The organism is Buchnera aphidicola (Lipaphis pseudobrassicae), from assembly GCF_005081185.1.
GTDB lineage: Bacteria > Pseudomonadota > Gammaproteobacteria > Enterobacterales > Enterobacteriaceae > Buchnera > Buchnera aphidicola_AD.
Map to the genome: position 1 here is coordinate 470,065 of NZ_CP034870.1, position 17,202 is coordinate 487,266.

At 24.3% G+C, this 17,202-nt stretch carries 14 protein-coding genes and 2 pseudogenes; 12 read left to right on the top strand and 4 right to left on the bottom strand.

The genetic code is table 11. The features are described from left to right. Positions 1-1,175: pseudogene (locus D9V70_RS03290) on the bottom strand (DNA mismatch repair protein MutS); the annotation flags it as partial. A gap of 162 nt (positions 1,176-1,337) precedes the next feature. On the opposite strand from D9V70_RS03290, the pseudogene D9V70_RS02220 reads away from it, so the two are divergent. Together D9V70_RS02220 and D9V70_RS02225 are read left to right on the top strand one after the other, a co-directional pair. Further along, positions 1,338-1,966: pseudogene (locus tag D9V70_RS02220) on the top strand (DsbA family protein). Positions 1,967-2,129: 163 nt separating this feature from the next. Next, on the top strand, positions 2,130-2,984 hold the full coding sequence (locus D9V70_RS02225) for a 5'-3' exonuclease (protein ID WP_158356118.1): 855 nt from the start codon (positions 2,130-2,132) through the stop codon (positions 2,982-2,984). 20 nt (positions 2,985-3,004) lie between these two features. On the opposite strand, the gene yihA is transcribed toward D9V70_RS02225, so the two are convergent. After that, entirely contained in the window at positions 3,005-3,628 is a 624-nt protein-coding gene (gene yihA / locus D9V70_RS02230) for a ribosome biogenesis GTP-binding protein YihA/YsxC (protein WP_158356119.1), read from the bottom strand. Between the two features lie 190 nt (positions 3,629-3,818). Here yihA and typA point away from each other — a divergent pair, with 190 nt between their 5' ends. Further along, positions 3,819-5,648: a translational GTPase TypA gene (gene typA / locus D9V70_RS02235; protein WP_158356120.1), complete on the top strand. Its 1,830-nt coding sequence runs from the start codon at positions 3,819-3,821 to the stop codon at positions 5,646-5,648. A 109-nt stretch (positions 5,649-5,757) separates the two neighbouring features. Here typA and gmk read toward each other — a convergent pair whose 3' ends face one another. After that, positions 5,758-6,381: a guanylate kinase gene (gene gmk / locus D9V70_RS02240; protein ID WP_158356121.1), complete on the bottom strand. Its 624-nt coding sequence runs from the start codon at positions 6,379-6,381 to the stop codon at positions 5,758-5,760. A 110-nt stretch (positions 6,382-6,491) separates the two neighbouring features. Continuing rightward, positions 6,492-7,454, bottom strand: coding sequence for a tRNA-modifying protein YgfZ (gene ygfZ / locus D9V70_RS02245; RefSeq protein WP_158356122.1), 963 nt, complete (start codon positions 7,452-7,454; stop codon positions 6,492-6,494). Positions 7,455-7,628: 174 nt separating this feature from the next. On the opposite strand from ygfZ, the gene prfB reads away from it, so the two are divergent. From prfB to D9V70_RS03295, 9 genes are all read left to right on the top strand, one after another. Next, positions 7,629-8,712 (top strand): peptide chain release factor 2 gene (gene prfB, locus D9V70_RS02250; RefSeq protein ID WP_172599339.1). Its coding sequence is split into 2 segments (ribosomal slippage): positions 7,629-7,688 and positions 7,690-8,712, totalling 1,083 coding nucleotides; the frame shifts between segments, so codons are not numbered across the junction. Positions 8,713-8,723: 11 nt separating this feature from the next. Beyond that, the gene (gene lysS, locus D9V70_RS02255) at positions 8,724-10,235 is read left to right on the top strand and encodes a lysine--tRNA ligase (protein WP_158356124.1); all 1,512 of its coding nucleotides are present in this window, start codon (positions 8,724-8,726) and stop codon (positions 10,233-10,235) included. Between the two features lie 56 nt (positions 10,236-10,291). Further along, the gene (gene lysA / locus D9V70_RS02260) at positions 10,292-11,542 is read left to right on the top strand and encodes a diaminopimelate decarboxylase (protein ID WP_158356125.1); all 1,251 of its coding nucleotides are present in this window, start codon (positions 10,292-10,294) and stop codon (positions 11,540-11,542) included. Positions 11,543-11,598: 56 nt separating this feature from the next. After that, complete coding sequence (lgt, locus tag D9V70_RS02265) at positions 11,599-12,492, top strand: prolipoprotein diacylglyceryl transferase (RefSeq protein WP_158356126.1); 894 nt, start codon at positions 11,599-11,601, stop codon at positions 12,490-12,492. Continuing rightward, entirely contained in the window at positions 12,455-13,249 is a 795-nt protein-coding gene (gene thyA / locus D9V70_RS02270) for a thymidylate synthase (protein WP_158356127.1), read from the top strand. The genes lgt and thyA overlap by 38 nt, the downstream gene beginning before the upstream one ends. A gap of 42 nt (positions 13,250-13,291) precedes the next feature. After that, on the top strand, positions 13,292-14,611 hold the full coding sequence (miaB, locus tag D9V70_RS02275; RefSeq protein ID WP_158356128.1) for a tRNA (N6-isopentenyl adenosine(37)-C2)-methylthiotransferase MiaB: 1,320 nt from the start codon (positions 13,292-13,294) through the stop codon (positions 14,609-14,611). Positions 14,612-14,794: 183 nt separating this feature from the next. Next, entirely contained in the window at positions 14,795-15,085 is a 291-nt protein-coding gene (gene ybeY / locus D9V70_RS02280; protein ID WP_253254828.1) for an rRNA maturation RNase YbeY, read from the top strand. 92 nt (positions 15,086-15,177) lie between these two features. After that, positions 15,178-16,050, top strand: coding sequence for a CNNM family magnesium/cobalt transport protein CorC (gene corC, locus D9V70_RS02285; protein WP_158356129.1), 873 nt, complete (start codon positions 15,178-15,180; stop codon positions 16,048-16,050). 48 nt (positions 16,051-16,098) lie between these two features. Beyond that, positions 16,099-17,202: class I tRNA ligase family protein (locus D9V70_RS03295; protein ID WP_253254795.1), on the top strand; the 1,104-nt coding region annotated here is incomplete at its 3' end.

Sequence of the window (17,202 nt, forward strand, 5' to 3'; positions counted from 1 at the left end):
TGTTTAAGTTTTATTTTTTTTAAAATAAAATGTAAATCAGGTAAAATTTTTAGTGTGGACCGCATACGAGTAAAATCATGAGGCAAAGCAGTACGTAAAGCTAATCTAGAATAAATTCTTTCTAAATCATTAACCTGTTGTAGAATAGGTTGCAATTCTTGATAAAATGATCGTAATATTTCCACACTTTGATGACGAGATTTAACTGAATTAAAATCTTTTAATGGAGCATTTATCCAACGATGCAACATTCTATTTCCCATAGGAGTAACAGTTTTATTTAATATTGAAAATAGAGTGTTTTTAGTTTCTCCTAAAATATTTTGAGTAATTTCTAAATTTTTTCGAGTACTAATATTCATAAAAATGTGATTTTCTATATAATTATTTTTTAATTCTTTAATATGAGGTAAAGAGTTCATATGCATTAATTTAACATATTGAAGTAAACAACCAGCAGGACGTATTATAAAATTATTTTTATCTATACCAAATCCATTTAAATTATGAGTTTTAAATTGTAAAGTTAATAATTTGTATGAAGTTTCTAAATCAAAATCTAACAATGGACGTTTTCGAATACATCTTCTATTTGCAATTAAAAACATATCTAAGAAATTTTCTGGATAAAGTATTTCTTTAGGATTCGTACGTTCAATTTCCGAAAGTAAAGAAATATTACTAAAATGTTGAGAAACACCAAAAAAACCTAAAGAAAGATCTAAAATAGCATATCCAAATATATTTTTTTCTTTCCAAATACAGGATATAAAATTATCCTCATTAGCTTCAAGAAGAACTTCATCTGTAATAGTTCCAGGTGTGATAACACGAACTATTTGACGATTTATTAATTTATCTTTATTAGATCGATTTTCTGTTTGATCACAAATAGCAACAGATTCACCTAATTTGACAAGTTTTAATAAATAATAGTTTACTGTATGACATGGAATTCCAGCCATTGGTATAATTTTTTTATTTGAATATCCTTTTTGTGTCAAAGTAATTTTTAATAGTTCAGAAATGCGTTTTGCATCTTCGTAGAATAACTCATAAAAATCACCCATTTGATAAAAAAGCAAAATATCAGGATATTCTGATTTTAAAGATAAATATTGCTTGATCATTGGAGTATGATTTGTAAAATTAGTATTAATGTTCATTTTTTTTATGGAAAATAATTAATATTCTATATTTATATGATAAATATTTTAAAGTTTTTATAAAAAATAAAAAAATATTTCATAGTTATATCTTTTTATTTATTTAGAAGATTATTCTATATTCATAAATATATATTTTAAAATTAACAAACAATAAAATTAGGAAACATAATGAAAACTATATTAATATTTCTATTTGGTATACTTCTATCTTTTAATGTCTTATCTTCTGAATTTTCTAATCAAAAAGAATATAATATAAAAAAAAAAGTATATGTAATGTGCCTAATGTAATAGAATTTTTTTCATTTTTTTGTCCATATTGTTATGAATTCGAAAAAACACATAATATGAGAACGTTAATAAAAAAAAATTTTAATAAAAATATAAAAATTCATACATATCATGTTAATTTAATAAAAGGAAAGTTAAGTTATATTTTAACAAAATCCTGGATAATAGCAGAACAAATGGGGATCGAAGAAAAAATTATGATACCTGTGTTTAGTGGTGTTCAAGAAACCCATACAATTAATACTATTAATAGTATAAGACAATTATTTAAAAAAAAAGCAGGAATTAAAGAAAGTATATTCGATAATTTTTGGAATAGTATAACAATCGATATATTAGTCCAAAAACAAAATCAAGATATTAAAAAATGCAAATTGGAACATGTTCCAACAATGCTTATTAATGGAAAATATATAATTAACTATTCTAATATAGAAGATATTTTCAAAGATAATTTTCCTCAAAAATATATTAAATTAATTAAATTTTTAATTAAAAAAAAATAAATATTATTTTCTATACAATTCAAAAAAATATCTTTAATTAGAATATTATATCAATAAAAATTTTTAATGGATACTAAATGAATATTACTTATATAAGTTTTTAAAACTAAAATAGTTTTTTATTTTAAAAATATAAAAAAATTTGAATATCGAAGGAAAAAATATGGATCAAATAAAAAAACCTATTATCATAATAGATGGAAGTCTATATTTATATACTTCTTATTATGGGTTTCGCGATTTTAAAAATAATGCAGGAGAACCATGTGGAGCTATATATGGTATGTTAAGAATGATAAATAATATTTTAAAAAAATATTATTATTCTAGAAAATTAATTGTAATCTTTGATTCCTCTAAAATCACTTTTAGAAAAGAAATATTCAAAGATTATAAGAGTAATAGATTACCAATGCCAAATTCACTATATATTCAAATAAAACCTCTTTTTGAAATATTAACAAAAATAGGAATTAAAATATTAAGTATTCCAGGAATAGAAGCAGATGATATTATTGGTAGTTTATCGTCTAAATTAGAACAAGCAGGAGAAAAAATATTAATTGTAAGTCACGATAAAGATATGTTACAACTTGTAACAAAAAATATTTTTATATTAAACAAAAAAAAATACATTATTACGCCAAAAACAATACAAGATGAATATGGTATTAAACCAAAAGAATATATTGATTTTTTAGCATTAATCGGGGATACTTCAGATAATATCCCAGGTGTGCCTAAGATAGGAATAAAAACTGCATTATTCTTATTAAAGAAATTTTATAATATTAAAAATATTTATAATAATATTGAAAAAATACCATTTTTACCATTTAAAAACGCTAAAAATATCGCCATTCAACTCAATAATTATAAAGATGTCGCTTTTCTTTCGTATAAACTAGCAAAAATAAAACTGGATATTCCTATTAATATAAAACTACAAGATATGCATTTAACAAAATCTTGCACTGAAAAATTATTTAGATTTTTAACATCTATTTTTAACAGATAAAATATCTTTTTAAATTATTATTAAATAATCGTAAAAGAAATATATTTATTATACCAGTGATTCAATTTTTGTTCTAATTCTCTAATGCCTATCTTTTTATGCGATGAAAATAATTGTATTTGAAAAAAGTTTTTTAATAATAAATTCAGTTTTTCGTATACTTTTTTAAATTGAATATTTTGCTGATATATTTTAACTTTATCGCATTTGCTTAATAGTACTAAAACAAATATTTTATTTTGCATTGCAATATTGATTATTTTTTGATCAAGTGTTTTGAAAGGATATCTAATATCCATTAGTAAAATTAAACATTTTAATTGTTTTCGTGTTTTTAAATAGTTATATATTATCTTTTTTAGTTTATTTTTAATTAATAAAGAAACTTTAGAATAACCATATCCAGGAAGATCAACGATTCTAAAATCTGAAGATACTTCAAAAAAGTTAATTAATTGAGTTCTGCCAGGAAGTTTGCTGCAACGTGCTAACTTATTTTGATTGGTTAAGGCGTTTATAGCACTAGATTTACCTGAATTAGAACAACCAAAAAATGCAATTTCAATACCATCTTGAATGTCTATATCAGCAACTTTAGCATAACTTTTTAAAAACTTTGTTTTATGAAAATTTAATAAATTCAAAATTTAATTCCTAATTGTTGAATTATCAAGAACTACTAGTTTAAGAAATTTTTTTATAAAATATTAATCATCTTAATGAGATCATATATACTTTATAAGATAGTTAATCTTTTCTCAAAATTCTATTCATATCTAATCTATAACTTATCTTTTCTACTCATTATATAATAATTTTTTAAAAGGAAAAAATATGCATAAAAATATAAGAAACATTGCAATTATAGCACATGTTGACCATGGAAAAACTACATTGCTTGACAAACTATTAGAACAATCAGGAACTTTTCAAAAACATGAAGAAAAAACTGAAAGAATTATGGATTCTAATGATTTAGAAAAAGAAAGAGGTATTACAATTTTATCTAAAAATACTTCTATTAAATGGAAAAATTATAAAATTAATATAGTAGATACACCTGGTCATGCTGATTTTGGTGGAGAAGTAGAACGTGTAATGTCAATGGTAGATTCAGTTCTTTTAGTAGTAGATGCATTAGATGGACCTATGCCTCAAACAAGATTTGTAACTGAAAAAGCATTTAAATATGGTTTAAACCCTATTGTTGTGATTAATAAAATTGATAGAATCAACTCTCGTCCTGATTGGGTAGTAGACCAAATTTTTGATCTTTTTGTCAATCTTAATGCTAATGATCAACAACTTGATTTTCCTATTATTTATACTTCTGCAATTCTAGGTACTTCAGGAACGGATTATTTAAAAATGGAAAATGATATGACTCCATTATATCAATCTATTATTAGATATGCCCCTGCTCCAAATGTTGATCCTAGTCAAAAATTTCAAATGCAAATTTCACAACTTGATTATAGTAATTATTTAGGAGTTATAGGAGTTGGACGTGTTAAGCAAGGATGTATAAAACCAAATGATCAAGTAGTAATTATTGATAGTTTTGGTAAAACTCGAAATGGAAAAATCAATAAAGTTTTAAATTATTTTGGACTAAAAAGAATTGATATAGAGAAAGGTAATGCAGGAGATATAATTGCTCTTACAGGTCTTAATAAATTAAATATTTCTGATACAATTTGTGATCCAGATAATTTAAAACCTTTACCTGCATTAAGTATAGATGAACCAACAGTAAACATGTTTTTTTCAGTAAATACATCTCCTTTTTCAGGAAATGAAGGAAAATATATTACATCTCGTCAAATTTTAGAACGATTAAAAAAAGAAACTGTGCATAATGTTGCATTGCAAATCAAGGAAACAAAAGATTCAAATGTTTTTTCTGTTTCTGGACGTGGTGAATTGCATTTATCTATATTAATTGAAAATATGCGTCGTGAAGGATTTGAACTAGAAGTATCACGTCCTAAAATAATTTTTCGAGAAATTAATGGAATAAAGAAAGAACCATTTGAAAATGTTATATTAGATATTGAAGAAAAAAATCAAGGAAACGTTATGAAATTCATAGGAGAAAGAAAAGGTGAATTAAAAAATATGATAATAAATCAAAATAAAAGAGTACGTTTAGAGTATATATTATCTAGCAGAGCATTAATTGGATTTCGTGCAGAATTTATGAGCATCACTTCTGGAACAGGACTTTGTTATTCATCTTTTAGTCATTATAATAATTTTCAAAATAATGATATTGGACAAAGAAAAAATGGAGTTTTAATTGCTAATAGTACGGGTATAGCTATTGGATTCTCTTTATTTAATTTACAAGAACGAGGAAAATTGTTTATTGGACATGGAACCAAAGTATATGAAGGACAAATAATAGGACTTCATAATCGTTCTAACGATTTAACCGTAAATTGCCTAACAGGAAAAAAATTAACTAATATGAGAGCTTCTGGTACTGATGAAGCAATTGTTTTAACGACTCCTATTAATTTTACACTTGAAGAAGCATTAGGATTTATAAACGATGATGAACTTGTAGAAGTAACACCAAATGCTATAAGATTACGAAAACGTTATTTGAAAGAAAATGAAAGAAAAAGATTTTATCGTAATAAAAATTCTGAGTTAAATTAAAAGTTTTTAACTTTAAAAAAATAAAAATATAATTGAATATTATTAATTATATAATTCTATTTAATCAATAGAATTATATAAAATATTTTCAATATTATTTCATAAATCATTAACGTTTTAATAAATTAGAAATTAATTCACCATATTTATTTTTTTGATGTAATAAACATAAATGTTCAGCAGCAATAATAGTTGTTAAATCATTTATTGCTCGTGTAAAATCATCATTAATTATCAAATAATCATATTCTAAATAATGTTCCATTTCATCTACCGCTTTCTCCATTCTTTTAGCAATTACTGTATCACTATCTTGACCTCTATTCCTCAATCGTTTATATAATGCATCTTTAGATGGTGGTAATAAAAAAATACTTTTTGATTCAGGCATTTTATATCGGATTTGTTTAGCTCCTTGCCAATCAATATCAAGAAAAACATCAATTCCAGAAAGTAACATCTTTTCAATAAATTCACGAGAAGTTCCATAATAATGGCTAAAAACTTTTGCATATTCTAAGAATGATTCTTGTTCAATCATTATTTGAAATTCTTTATTAGAAACAAAATAATAATGTTCTCCATGTAATTCACCAGGTCGTATAACACGAGTAGTATGAGAAATGGACACTTTAATATCACGTAAAGATTTTGATTGTAATAATCCTCGAATTAAACTTGACTTGCCTGTACCACTTGGTGCCGAAATAATAAAAAGGATCCCTAGAGACATGATGTTTAAGAAATTAATTTTAAATAAAATAAATGTAAATATTTTATATTATAAAATATAAATATCGTTATTATAGAAACTGATTTAACAATAATATTGTTTATATAAAACTATATTAGTTGTATGAAAAAAATATTTTCAAATCCATATATCCTAAATAAGTTATTGATATTTACAGATTTATAAAGAACCACTTGTATCAACATTTCTTCTGAATTAACATGAACTAAAGACAATAAAACACCTATTTTACACCATTTTTCTTCCAATTTAATTTCAATAAAAGAATTTATTTCAGGAAATATATTTCCTTTTCCGATTAAACAATATAAGTGATATTTATTTAAATTTTTAAAAAATATTCGTGCTATTGTTTCCTGTCCGTAATAACATCCTTTATTGAAGCTAATAGCTTCAAGCTTATCTAAATTAATTGCCTGCGGTGTAAATTTTTTAGAACATTGTTCATCAATAATAGGAAAACCAGACTCAATCTCTAATGATAACCATTGTTTGCTATCATTAAATAAAATTGTTTTATTTATACTATTTTTTAAAAATAAAAAATCTGATGCAGTTAAAACTAATAGAAATCGTTCTATTGGTTTTGAAATACATAATATAGTTTTTTTATATTCGTGAATTATTGATAAATTTAAATCTGGTATTTTATCAAAAAAATTTAATAAAAATGATCTAGAATGTAAACCTGCAATTCCTATTAAGTAAATATCATTTAATTCATAAATTTTTATTTTTGAAAAAATAGAATATTTTTGTAGTTCTTTTATTTGTACTTTAGAAATGCTTTTTCTTTGTATATAACCATAACCGTCACGATAATGAAATAAACGCATAGTACTCCATACTTTTCCATTAAAATTACAATGTGCACAAAATGTATGATTGGTTTCTTTTAGAAGTTTCATATCAATTGTTAACTGATTTTGAAGATATTTTTTAGCATCACATCCTTCTACATAGACGAAAGACCATTCTTCTAATAACATTAGAGTTAATGGTATCTTATATGATGGATAAATTGCGTTTTTTGATAATGTAGATAATGACATTTTTTTACTCCTTAAAAATGTACTTAAAATCAAAATAAATAAACTTATTTAAAATAATCTATATAATAAAATATATAAATTTTTATTTGTAAGAAATCATACATTAAATATACTTAAAAAGTTTTTATTACTAATATAATTAACAAAACACTATAAAACAATATTGGATGAAATATGATTCATAATCAAATTGAAAATTTAAATAAAAGAATACAAGATCTCAAGAGGTATCTTTGACTATGATAAAAAAAAATCACGTATTTTAGAAATTGAATTAGAATTATTGTCACCAGAAAACTGGAAAAAAACGACATTCATAAAAAAAATCAACAAAGAAAAATATTTTCTTAATAGAACAATTAAAAATATTAATCATATAGAAACTGAAATTAAAGAAGCAATTATTTTTTTGGAACTAGCAATAGAAACAAAAGATAATCAATTATTACAAGACATTTTTAAAAATATTCAAAAAATTGAGAAAAACATTAAAAAAATTGAATTTTATCGTATGTTTTCAAAAAAAAATGACAACTCTAATTGTTATGTTGATATACAATCTGGATCAGGCGGAATAGATTCACAAGATTGGTCAAAAATACTATTAAGAATGTATTTAAAATGGGCTGATAAAAAAGGATTGCAAACAGAGATTATTGACGAATCTATTGGTGAAATAGTTGGAATTAAATCTGCCACTATTAAAATATATGGAGAATATGCTTTTGGATGGTTAAGAACAGAAACAGGAATACATCGTTTAATACGAAAAAGTCCTTTTGATGCTGGAAAAAGACGTCATACTTCTTTTAGTTCTGTTTTCGTATATCCAGATATAGATAGTCAAATTTGTGTAAATTTAAACCTATCTGAATTAAGAATAGATGTTTATAGAGCTTCTGGAGCTGGAGGGCAACATGTTAATCGAACAGAATCAGCTGTTCGTATTACCCATTTACCTACAAATCTTGTAACTCAATGTCAAAGTAATCGTTCTCAACATAAAAATAAAGAACAAGCAATACAACAAATGAAATCTAAGTTATATGAAATGCAAAAGCGAAAAAAAGAAAAAGAAAAAAAAGAATTAGAAAAAAACAAATCAAATATTACCTGGGGAAATCAAATACGTTCATATATATTAGATAATTCAAAAATTAAAGATCTTCGTACTGGTATCGAAACTAATCATGTTCAATCTGTTTTAGATGGTAATCTAGATAATTTTATTGAACAAAGTTTGATAATGGGATTATAAGGAAAAAAATAATGGCAGAAATAAAAAATAATATTTTTAATAATGAAATAATTACTAGAAAACAAAAACTTATAAAAATGAAAGAAGAAGGATTTTTTTTTCCAAATAAATTTAAAAAAAATATCACCTTAAAAAAAATACAAAAAAAGTACAAAAAAAAAGATACAAACGAATTAAAAAAGTTAAAAATTGAAGTTTCTATTGCTGGTCGAATGATACAAAGACGAATTATGGGAAAAGCATCTTTTTGTACATTACAAGATATAGAGGGAAAAATACAAATATACATAAAAGAACAAGAAATATCAAGTGAACATTATAATAATAATTTTAAAAAATGGGATATTGGCGATATTTTAGGAGTGACAGGAACATTATTTAAGACTAAAACAGGAGAATTATCTGTTTATTGTAATAATATAAATATACTTAATAAATCATTAAAACCACTACCTGATAAATTTCATGGATTATCCAATCAAGAAACGCGTTATCGCAAACGATATCTAGATTTAATTACTAATAATAAATTGTACAAAATTTTTAAAAATCGTTCTAAAATTATAATGGCAATTAGAAATTTTATGCAAGAACATAATTTTTTAGAAGTAGAAACACCAATGTTACAAAATATTCCAGGAGGAGCAAATGCTCGTCCTTTTATTACTTATCATAATGAAATAGACGCGCAAATGTATTTAAGGATAGCACCAGAATTATATTTAAAAAAATTAATTATTGGTGGATTTGAACGTATTTTTGAGCTTAATAGAAATTTTCGAAATGAAGGAGTATCTAGTCGACATAATCCAGAATTTACGATGATGGAAGCCTATATTGCATATTCTGATTATGAATATATGATGCAATTCACAGAAAATCTTATTAAAAACATCATAAAATTATTCTTTAAAGAAAATAAAATTACGTATTACAATTACTGTCTTGATTTTAGTAAAGCATTTGACAAAATGACTATGAAAAACGCTATTATTAAGTTTAATCCTAAAATTCAATCATCTGATCTACAACATATTGATAAGATAAAAAAAATTGCTAAATTTATGGATATAAAAATAAAAGAAAAATGGAGCATCGGAAAAATAGAAAATGAAATATTTGAAAAAACTGTAGAAAAAAAATTGATTCAACCTACTTTTATAACTGAGTATCCAGTAGAAGTTTCTCCACTAGCAAGGCGTAATAATATTAATTTAAATGTCACAGATAGATTTGAACTTTTTATTGCCGGGTACGAAATAGGAAATGGATTTTCAGAATTAAATGATGCAGAAGATCAAAAAATTAGATTTTTAAATCAAATGAAAACAGAAGAAAAAGAAAAAAATAAAGATGCATTTTATGATAAAGATTATATAGAAGCACTAAAATATGGATTGCCACCAACGTCGGGATTAGGTATTGGAATTGATCGTTTAATCATGATATTAACTAATCAAATGAGCATACGTGATGTAATTTTATTTCCAACACTTCGTTCGCTTAATAAATCATTTTCGTAAATTAAAATTTAAAGAATAAAAATAAATATCTTTATAAAGATTCAATAGGAAAAAAGATGTCACAACTTCTAAATGATATAAATAGTAATTTTAATAAAAAAAAAATTAAACTTCTAATAAAAAAATATAAATCTCCATGTTGGGTTTATGATTCTAGTATTATTTATAAAAAAATAAAACTATTAAAAGAATTTGATGTAATTAGGTTTGCTCAAAAATCTTGTTCAAATATTAATATACTACGATTAATGAGAAATCAAAATATAAAAATAGACGCAGTTTCTTTAGGTGAAATTGAACGAGCTTTGCTTTCAGGTTTTAAAAAAAATACAAACGAAATAATTTTCACTGCAGATATTCTCGACGAAGAAACTTTGTCTAAAGTAGTCAATTATAATATACCAGTGAACGCTGGTTCTTTAGATATGTTAAAACAATTAGGAAAAGCATCTCCAGGTCATAATGTTTGGTTACGAATTAATCCAAAATTTGGATATGGACATAGCAAAAAAACAAACACTGGAGGAGAAAATAGCAAACATGGAATTTGGGAACCTTTATTAGCAATACCTATTATAAAAAAATATAAATTGAAATTAATAGGTTTACATATGCATATCGGTTCAGGAGTAAATTATCTACATTTAAAAAAAGTTTGTAAATCTATGGTAGAAACAGCAATTAAATTAAATCAAAAAATTTCTTCTATATCTGCTGGTGGAGGTTTGCCAATACCATATAAATTGAATGAAAAACCTATTGATATAAAAAAATATTTTATACTATGGGATAAAGCTAGAAAAAATATATCTAAATTTTTAGGAAAGAAAATTGAATTAGAAATTGAACCTGGAAGGTTTTTAGTTGCAGAATCAGGCATTTTAATTTCAAAAGTATGGTCTGTAAAAAAAATGGGAAATAAAAATTTTGTTTTAGTAGATGTAGGATTTAATGATTTAATGCGACCAACAATGTATGGTAGTTACCATCATATATCCGTAATTTCTGGAGACGATAGAAATATTAATGAAGATAATACAATAGATACTGTTGTCGCTGGTCCTTTATGTGAATCAGGTGATGTTTTTACACAAAAAATAGGAGGAACAATACAAACTAGAAAATTACCTATTATTAAAGTAGGAGATTATTTGATTTTTCATGATACAGGTGCTTATGGTGCATCAATGTCTTCGAACTATAATACAAGACCTCTTATTCCAGAAATATTATTAGAAAACGATAATTCTTTTATTATCCGGAGACGTCAAAAAATAGAAGAACTATTAAAATTAGAAATGCAATAATTATTTTAAATTATAAATATAAAACTATTTTAAAAAGAGAGATTTGTTAATACAACATGTATATTATATTCCCTAAATTAAATCCTATTATTTTTAGCATTGGTCCTATATCTGCACGATGGTATGGTTTTATGTATTTTATTAGTCTTATATTCGCTCTATGGTACGGAAAAAAAATAGCTCTAAAAAATAAAATATGTAACATAAAAAAAATAGAAACATTTATATATTCTATTTTCTTAGGAGCTTGTCTCGGCGGTAGAATAGGATATATTCTATTTTATAATTTTTCATATTTTCTTGATAATTTACTTTGTGTTTTCTATATATGGAAAGGTGGTATGTCGTTTCATGGAGGTTTAATAGGCGCTACTATTGCAATAGTATATCTTTCTTTCAAACATAAAAAAAAAATATTAGAAATATCTGATTTTATAGTTCCTTTAGTTCCTTTCGGATTAGGTGCTGGAAGGTTAGGAAATTTTATCAATAGTGAATTATGGGGTCGTGTATCACCAAATTTTTCATATGCAATGATTTTTCCTAATTCTCAAAATCAAGATTTAGAAATGATCAAAAAATATCCAGAATTAAAAAACTTATTAAATGAATATGGAGGATTACCTAGACACCCCTCACAATTATATGAATTCTTTTTAGAAGGAGTCGTTTTATTTTTGATAATTTATTTTTTTACAAAAAAAAATAGACCAATCGGTAGCGTTAGTGGTTTATTTCTATTTTTATACGGTATATTTAGAAGTATTTTAGAGTGTTTTCGAGAACCAGATCCACAAATAGGATTATTTAAAAATGCAATTACTATGGGACAAATCTTATCAATTCCAATGATTATTATAGGATTAATTATACTATTTCAAACTTTTTATAAAGAACGGATTGTTAAAAAACATGAAACAATATCTTACACTCATAAAAAAAATAATTAAAAGTGGAAATCAAAAAAAAGATCGTACAGGTACAGGAACTTTATCTATTTTTGGTTACAATATGCAGTTTAATTTAAAAAAAGGTTTCCCTTTAGTAACTACAAAAAAATGTCATATTCCATCTATTATTTATGAACTTTTATGGTTTTTAAAAGGCGATACTAATATTCAATATTTAAATAATAATAATATATCAATTTGGAATCATTGGGCAGATAAATCTGGAAATGTTGGTCCAATTTATGGAAAACAATGGAGAAGTTGGAGTACATTAGAAAACAAAGAAGTTGATCAAATAAAAAATGTATTAATACAATTAAAAAACAATCCTGATTCTCGTAGAATTTTAGTATCTAGTTGGAATGTCGGTGAAATAGATCAAATGAGATTACCTCCTTGTCATGTACTTTTCCAATTTTATGTTTTTAAAAAAACACTAAGTTGTCAACTTTATCAACGTTCTTGTGATGTGTTTCTTGGATTACCTTTTAATATAGCTAGTTACTCATTACTTACACATATGATAGCGCAACAATGCAACTTAAAAGTAGGAAAATTTTTATGGACTGGAGGGGATGTGCATTTATACAATAATCATATTGAACAAGCAAAACAACAATTAGAAAGAACTCCTTTAAAACTTCCTAAATTAATAATTATTAATAAACCAAAATCATTATTTCAATATTCTTTTGAAGATTTTAAAATCCTTGGATATAATTCTTATTCTTCTATTCAGGCAAAAATATCTATATAGAGATAATATTTATAAATTAAATTAGGATAATTTTTTACACATATGAAATATATATATATACAAACTTGGGGTTGTCAAATGAATGAATATGATTCATCGATGATAATCTCTTTACTTGAAAAAAATAATGAATATTTAGTTACTAAAAATATAGAAAAAGCTCACATTTTAATATTAAATACTTGTTCCATAAGAGAGAAAGCCCAAGAAAAAGTCTTCCATCAATTAGGTAGATGGAAAAAATTAAAAAATAACAATCCTGACATTATTATTGCTGTAGGAGGTTGTGTTGCAACTCAAGAAGGTAAACAAATTTTTGAAAGAGCAAATTATGTAGATATTGTATTTGGAACTCAAACATTACATAGATTACCAAAAATGATCTCTGAAGTAAAAAAAAATCGTAAACCTAAAATAGATATTAATTTTCCCAAACTAGAAAAATTTAACTATTTTTTAAAACCCAAAAAAAAAGGATTCACAGCATCAATTTCTATTATGGAAGGATGTAATAAATATTGTTCATTTTGTGTAGTACCATACACTAGAGGAAATGAAATTAGTCGACCATGTGACGATGTTTTGTTTGAAATATCTATTTTAGCAAAACAAGGAGTCAGAGAAATTAATTTATTAGGACAAAACGTTAATGCATATCAAGGTCCTACATTTAATAAAAAAATTTGTTATTTTTCAGAACTAATAAGATTAGTTTCGGAAATAGAAGGGATTGATAGAATTCGTTTTACGACAAGCAATCCTTTAGAATTTACTGATGATATTATTGAAGTATATCGAGATACACCAAAATTAGTAAGTTTTCTACATCTTCCAGTTCAAAGCGGTTCTAATAAAATACTTAAATTAATGAAACGATCATATACAACAAAAGATTATCAGTATATTGTTGAAAAATTAATTTCTGCTAGACCAGATATTCAAATAAGTTCTGATTTTATAGTCGGTTTTCCAGGCGAATCCGAAATAGATTTTCAAAAAACGATAAGTTTTATAAAAAAAATTAATTTTGATATGAGTTTTAGTTTTATATATTCTAATCGACCTGGAACACTTGCATCTACATTGAAAGATGAGACCCATTTAGAAGAAAAGAAAACACGTTTATATTTTTTACAAAATCTCATTAATATACAAACAATGATGTGGAGTAGAAAAATGTTTGGAAGTACTCAATCAGTTTTGGTAGAAGGTTTATCTAATGCGGATACGATGGAATTATATGGACGAACAGAAAATAATAGAATTGTAACATTTGTAGGAACTCATGATATGATTGGACAATTTGTTAATGTAAAAATTAATGAAGTACATGCGTATCGATTAAAAGGAACATCATTTTAAAAAATAAACTAAAAATATGAATAAAATTATTATTAACCTCCAAATATGTTGTAAAAATAAAAAACTCATACCTAAAAAATCACACTTTAATAAATGGTTAAAAAGAATATTGTATAAAAAAAAAACATTAATATCATAACAATACGTATTGTAGATGAATTAGAAATTAAACATTTAAATCTAATCTACAGAGGTCAAAACAAACCCACAAATATTTTATCTTTTCCTTTTAATAAATTTATAAAATTCAATTATAAACTATTAGGAGACCTAGTTTTATGTAAAAAAATAATAGAAAGGGAATCATTAACATATAAAAAAACATTAGAATCACATTGGGCTCATATAACAATACATGGAACTTTGCATTTATTAGGATATGATCATAAAACTAAAAAAGAGGCATATATTATGGAAAAATTAGAAAAACAAATTATGTTGTCTTTAAAATATAAAGAACCATATTTTTTTTAATAATCGTCTATATTTAGATAAAAAATATTTTCACTTACACTTTTCTACCATAGAATAGTAAAACATATTTTAAAAATAGATAATGTATAATTATGAGTGATAATCATTCACAAAACTGCGATAAAATCAACAGAAAAGGATTTTTTTCGATTTTATTAAATCAAATTTTTCATGATGAACCTAAAAATCGAGAAGAATTATTAGTATTAATTCGTGATGCAGAACAAAACGAACTAATCGATCAAAATACTTGTGATATGTTAGAAGGAGTAATGCATATTGCTAAAAAAAGAATCAAAGAAATCATGATCCCGAGAACACAGATGATAACATTGAAATTAAACTATAATTTAAAAAAATGTCTTGATGTTATTATTGAGTCTGCACATTCTAGATTTCCAGTTATGAATAGTGATAAAAATTATGTTGAAGGTTTTTTGATTGCAAAAGATTTATTACCTTTTATGAGATCCAAAAATAATTTTTTTTGCATAAAAAACATATTAAGACCAGCAGTTGTAGTTCCGGAAAGTAAATATGTAGATAGAATGTTAAAAGAATTTCGTTCTAAAAGAAATCATATGGCAATCGTAATTGATGAGTTTGGTGCGGTATCAGGATTAGTAACAATAGAAGATATATTAGAATTAATTGTTGGAGAAATTGAAGATGAATATGATGAAGAAAAACTAAATATAAGAAAATTACAAAAATATACATTTTCAATTAGAGCATTAACAGAAATAAAAGAATTTAATGAAACTTTTAAAACTAATTTTCAAGATGAAGAAGTAGATACTATAGGTGGATTAGTAATGAAAAAATTTGGTCATTTACCAAGTCGAGGAGAAAGTTTAGAAATTAATGGTTACTTTTTTAAAGTGTCTATAACAGATAGCAGAAAAATTATACAACTACATGTTACTGTTCCAGAAAATACAAACCCTATTTTATTAGAAAAATAATAATATAATTATTTATATGTTAAGATTTTTATTTGTAGAGATAAAAACATGAAAAAAGAATATTTACCAAAAAAAATAGAATCTTACGTACAAAAATACTGGAAAAAAAATAAAACTTTTGAAGTTTTTGAAGATATCACAAAAGAAAAATATTATTGTTTACCGATGCTTCCTTATCCATCAGGAAAATTACATATGGGTCATGTTAGAAATTACACTATTAGCGATGTAATTTCACGATATCAAAGAATGCTCGGAAAAAATGTTTTGCAACCAATGGGTTGGGATGCATTCGGATTGCCGGCAGAAGAAGCTGCTATAAAACATAATATCACTCCAACATCTTGGACAAATAAAAACATAAAATATATGAAAAAACAACTTCAATTACTAGGTTTTAGTTATGATTGGAGTAGAGAAATTACAACATGTAAACCAGAATACTACAAATGGGAACAATGGTTTTTTACTCAACTATATGAAAAGAAATTAGTTTATAAAAAAAACAGTTTTGTCAATTGGTGTTCTTATGACAACACTGTTTTAGCAAACGAACAAGTTATTGAAGGATGTTGTTGGAGATGTCAAAACAAAGTAATAAAAAAAAAGATTCCTCAATGGTTTTTAAAAATAAGAAATTACGCTGAATCTTTATATCAAGATTTAAATAAATTAGTCAATTGGCCAGAAAATGTAAAAAATATGCAACGTAATTGGATAGGTAGAATAAAAGGATTTGAAATAACTTTAAACATTTTTAATTCTAGTAAAAAATTAAAAACATTTATAGACAGATTAGATCTCATAATGGGTGTTACATATATTTCAATATCTTCTTGTCATATGTTTTCTATAGAATTATCTAAAAAAAACAAAAAAATTAAAAAATTTATAAAAAAATATGAATATCCTTCATATTCTGAAACAAAAAAAGAAAAATATGCAGGTATTAATACAAATATGTTTGCTATTCATCCTTTTACAAAAGAAAAAATACCTATTTGGATTACAAATTTTACTATAAAAGAATATGGAATCAATGCTATGTTATCTATTCCTGGACATAGCAAACATCATTCGAATTTTGCAATGAAATATAATTTAAAAATAAAATATGTTATTTTAAATTCAAATGATCAAAACAACCATTCG

Coding starts and splice junctions, on each gene's coding strand:
- thyA (WP_158356127.1), top strand. CDS start 12,455: ATGAAACAATATCTTACACTCATAAAAAAAATAATTAAAAGTGGAAAT.
- corC (WP_158356129.1), top strand. CDS start 15,178: ATGAGTGATAATCATTCACAAAACTGCGATAAAATCAACAGAAAAGGA.
- lysS (WP_158356124.1), top strand. CDS start 8,724: ATGGCAGAAATAAAAAATAATATTTTTAATAATGAAATAATTACTAGA.
- lysA (WP_158356125.1), top strand. CDS start 10,292: ATGTCACAACTTCTAAATGATATAAATAGTAATTTTAATAAAAAAAAA.
- typA (WP_158356120.1), top strand. CDS start 3,819: ATGCATAAAAATATAAGAAACATTGCAATTATAGCACATGTTGACCAT.
- gmk (WP_158356121.1), bottom strand. CDS start 6,381: ATGTCTCTAGGGATCCTTTTTATTATTTCGGCACCAAGTGGTACAGGC.
- ygfZ (WP_158356122.1), bottom strand. CDS start 7,454: ATGTCATTATCTACATTATCAAAAAACGCAATTTATCCATCATATAAG.
- lgt (WP_158356126.1), top strand. CDS start 11,599: ATGTATATTATATTCCCTAAATTAAATCCTATTATTTTTAGCATTGGT.
- D9V70_RS02225 (WP_158356118.1), top strand. CDS start 2,130: ATGGATCAAATAAAAAAACCTATTATCATAATAGATGGAAGTCTATAT.
- miaB (WP_158356128.1), top strand. CDS start 13,292: ATGAAATATATATATATACAAACTTGGGGTTGTCAAATGAATGAATAT.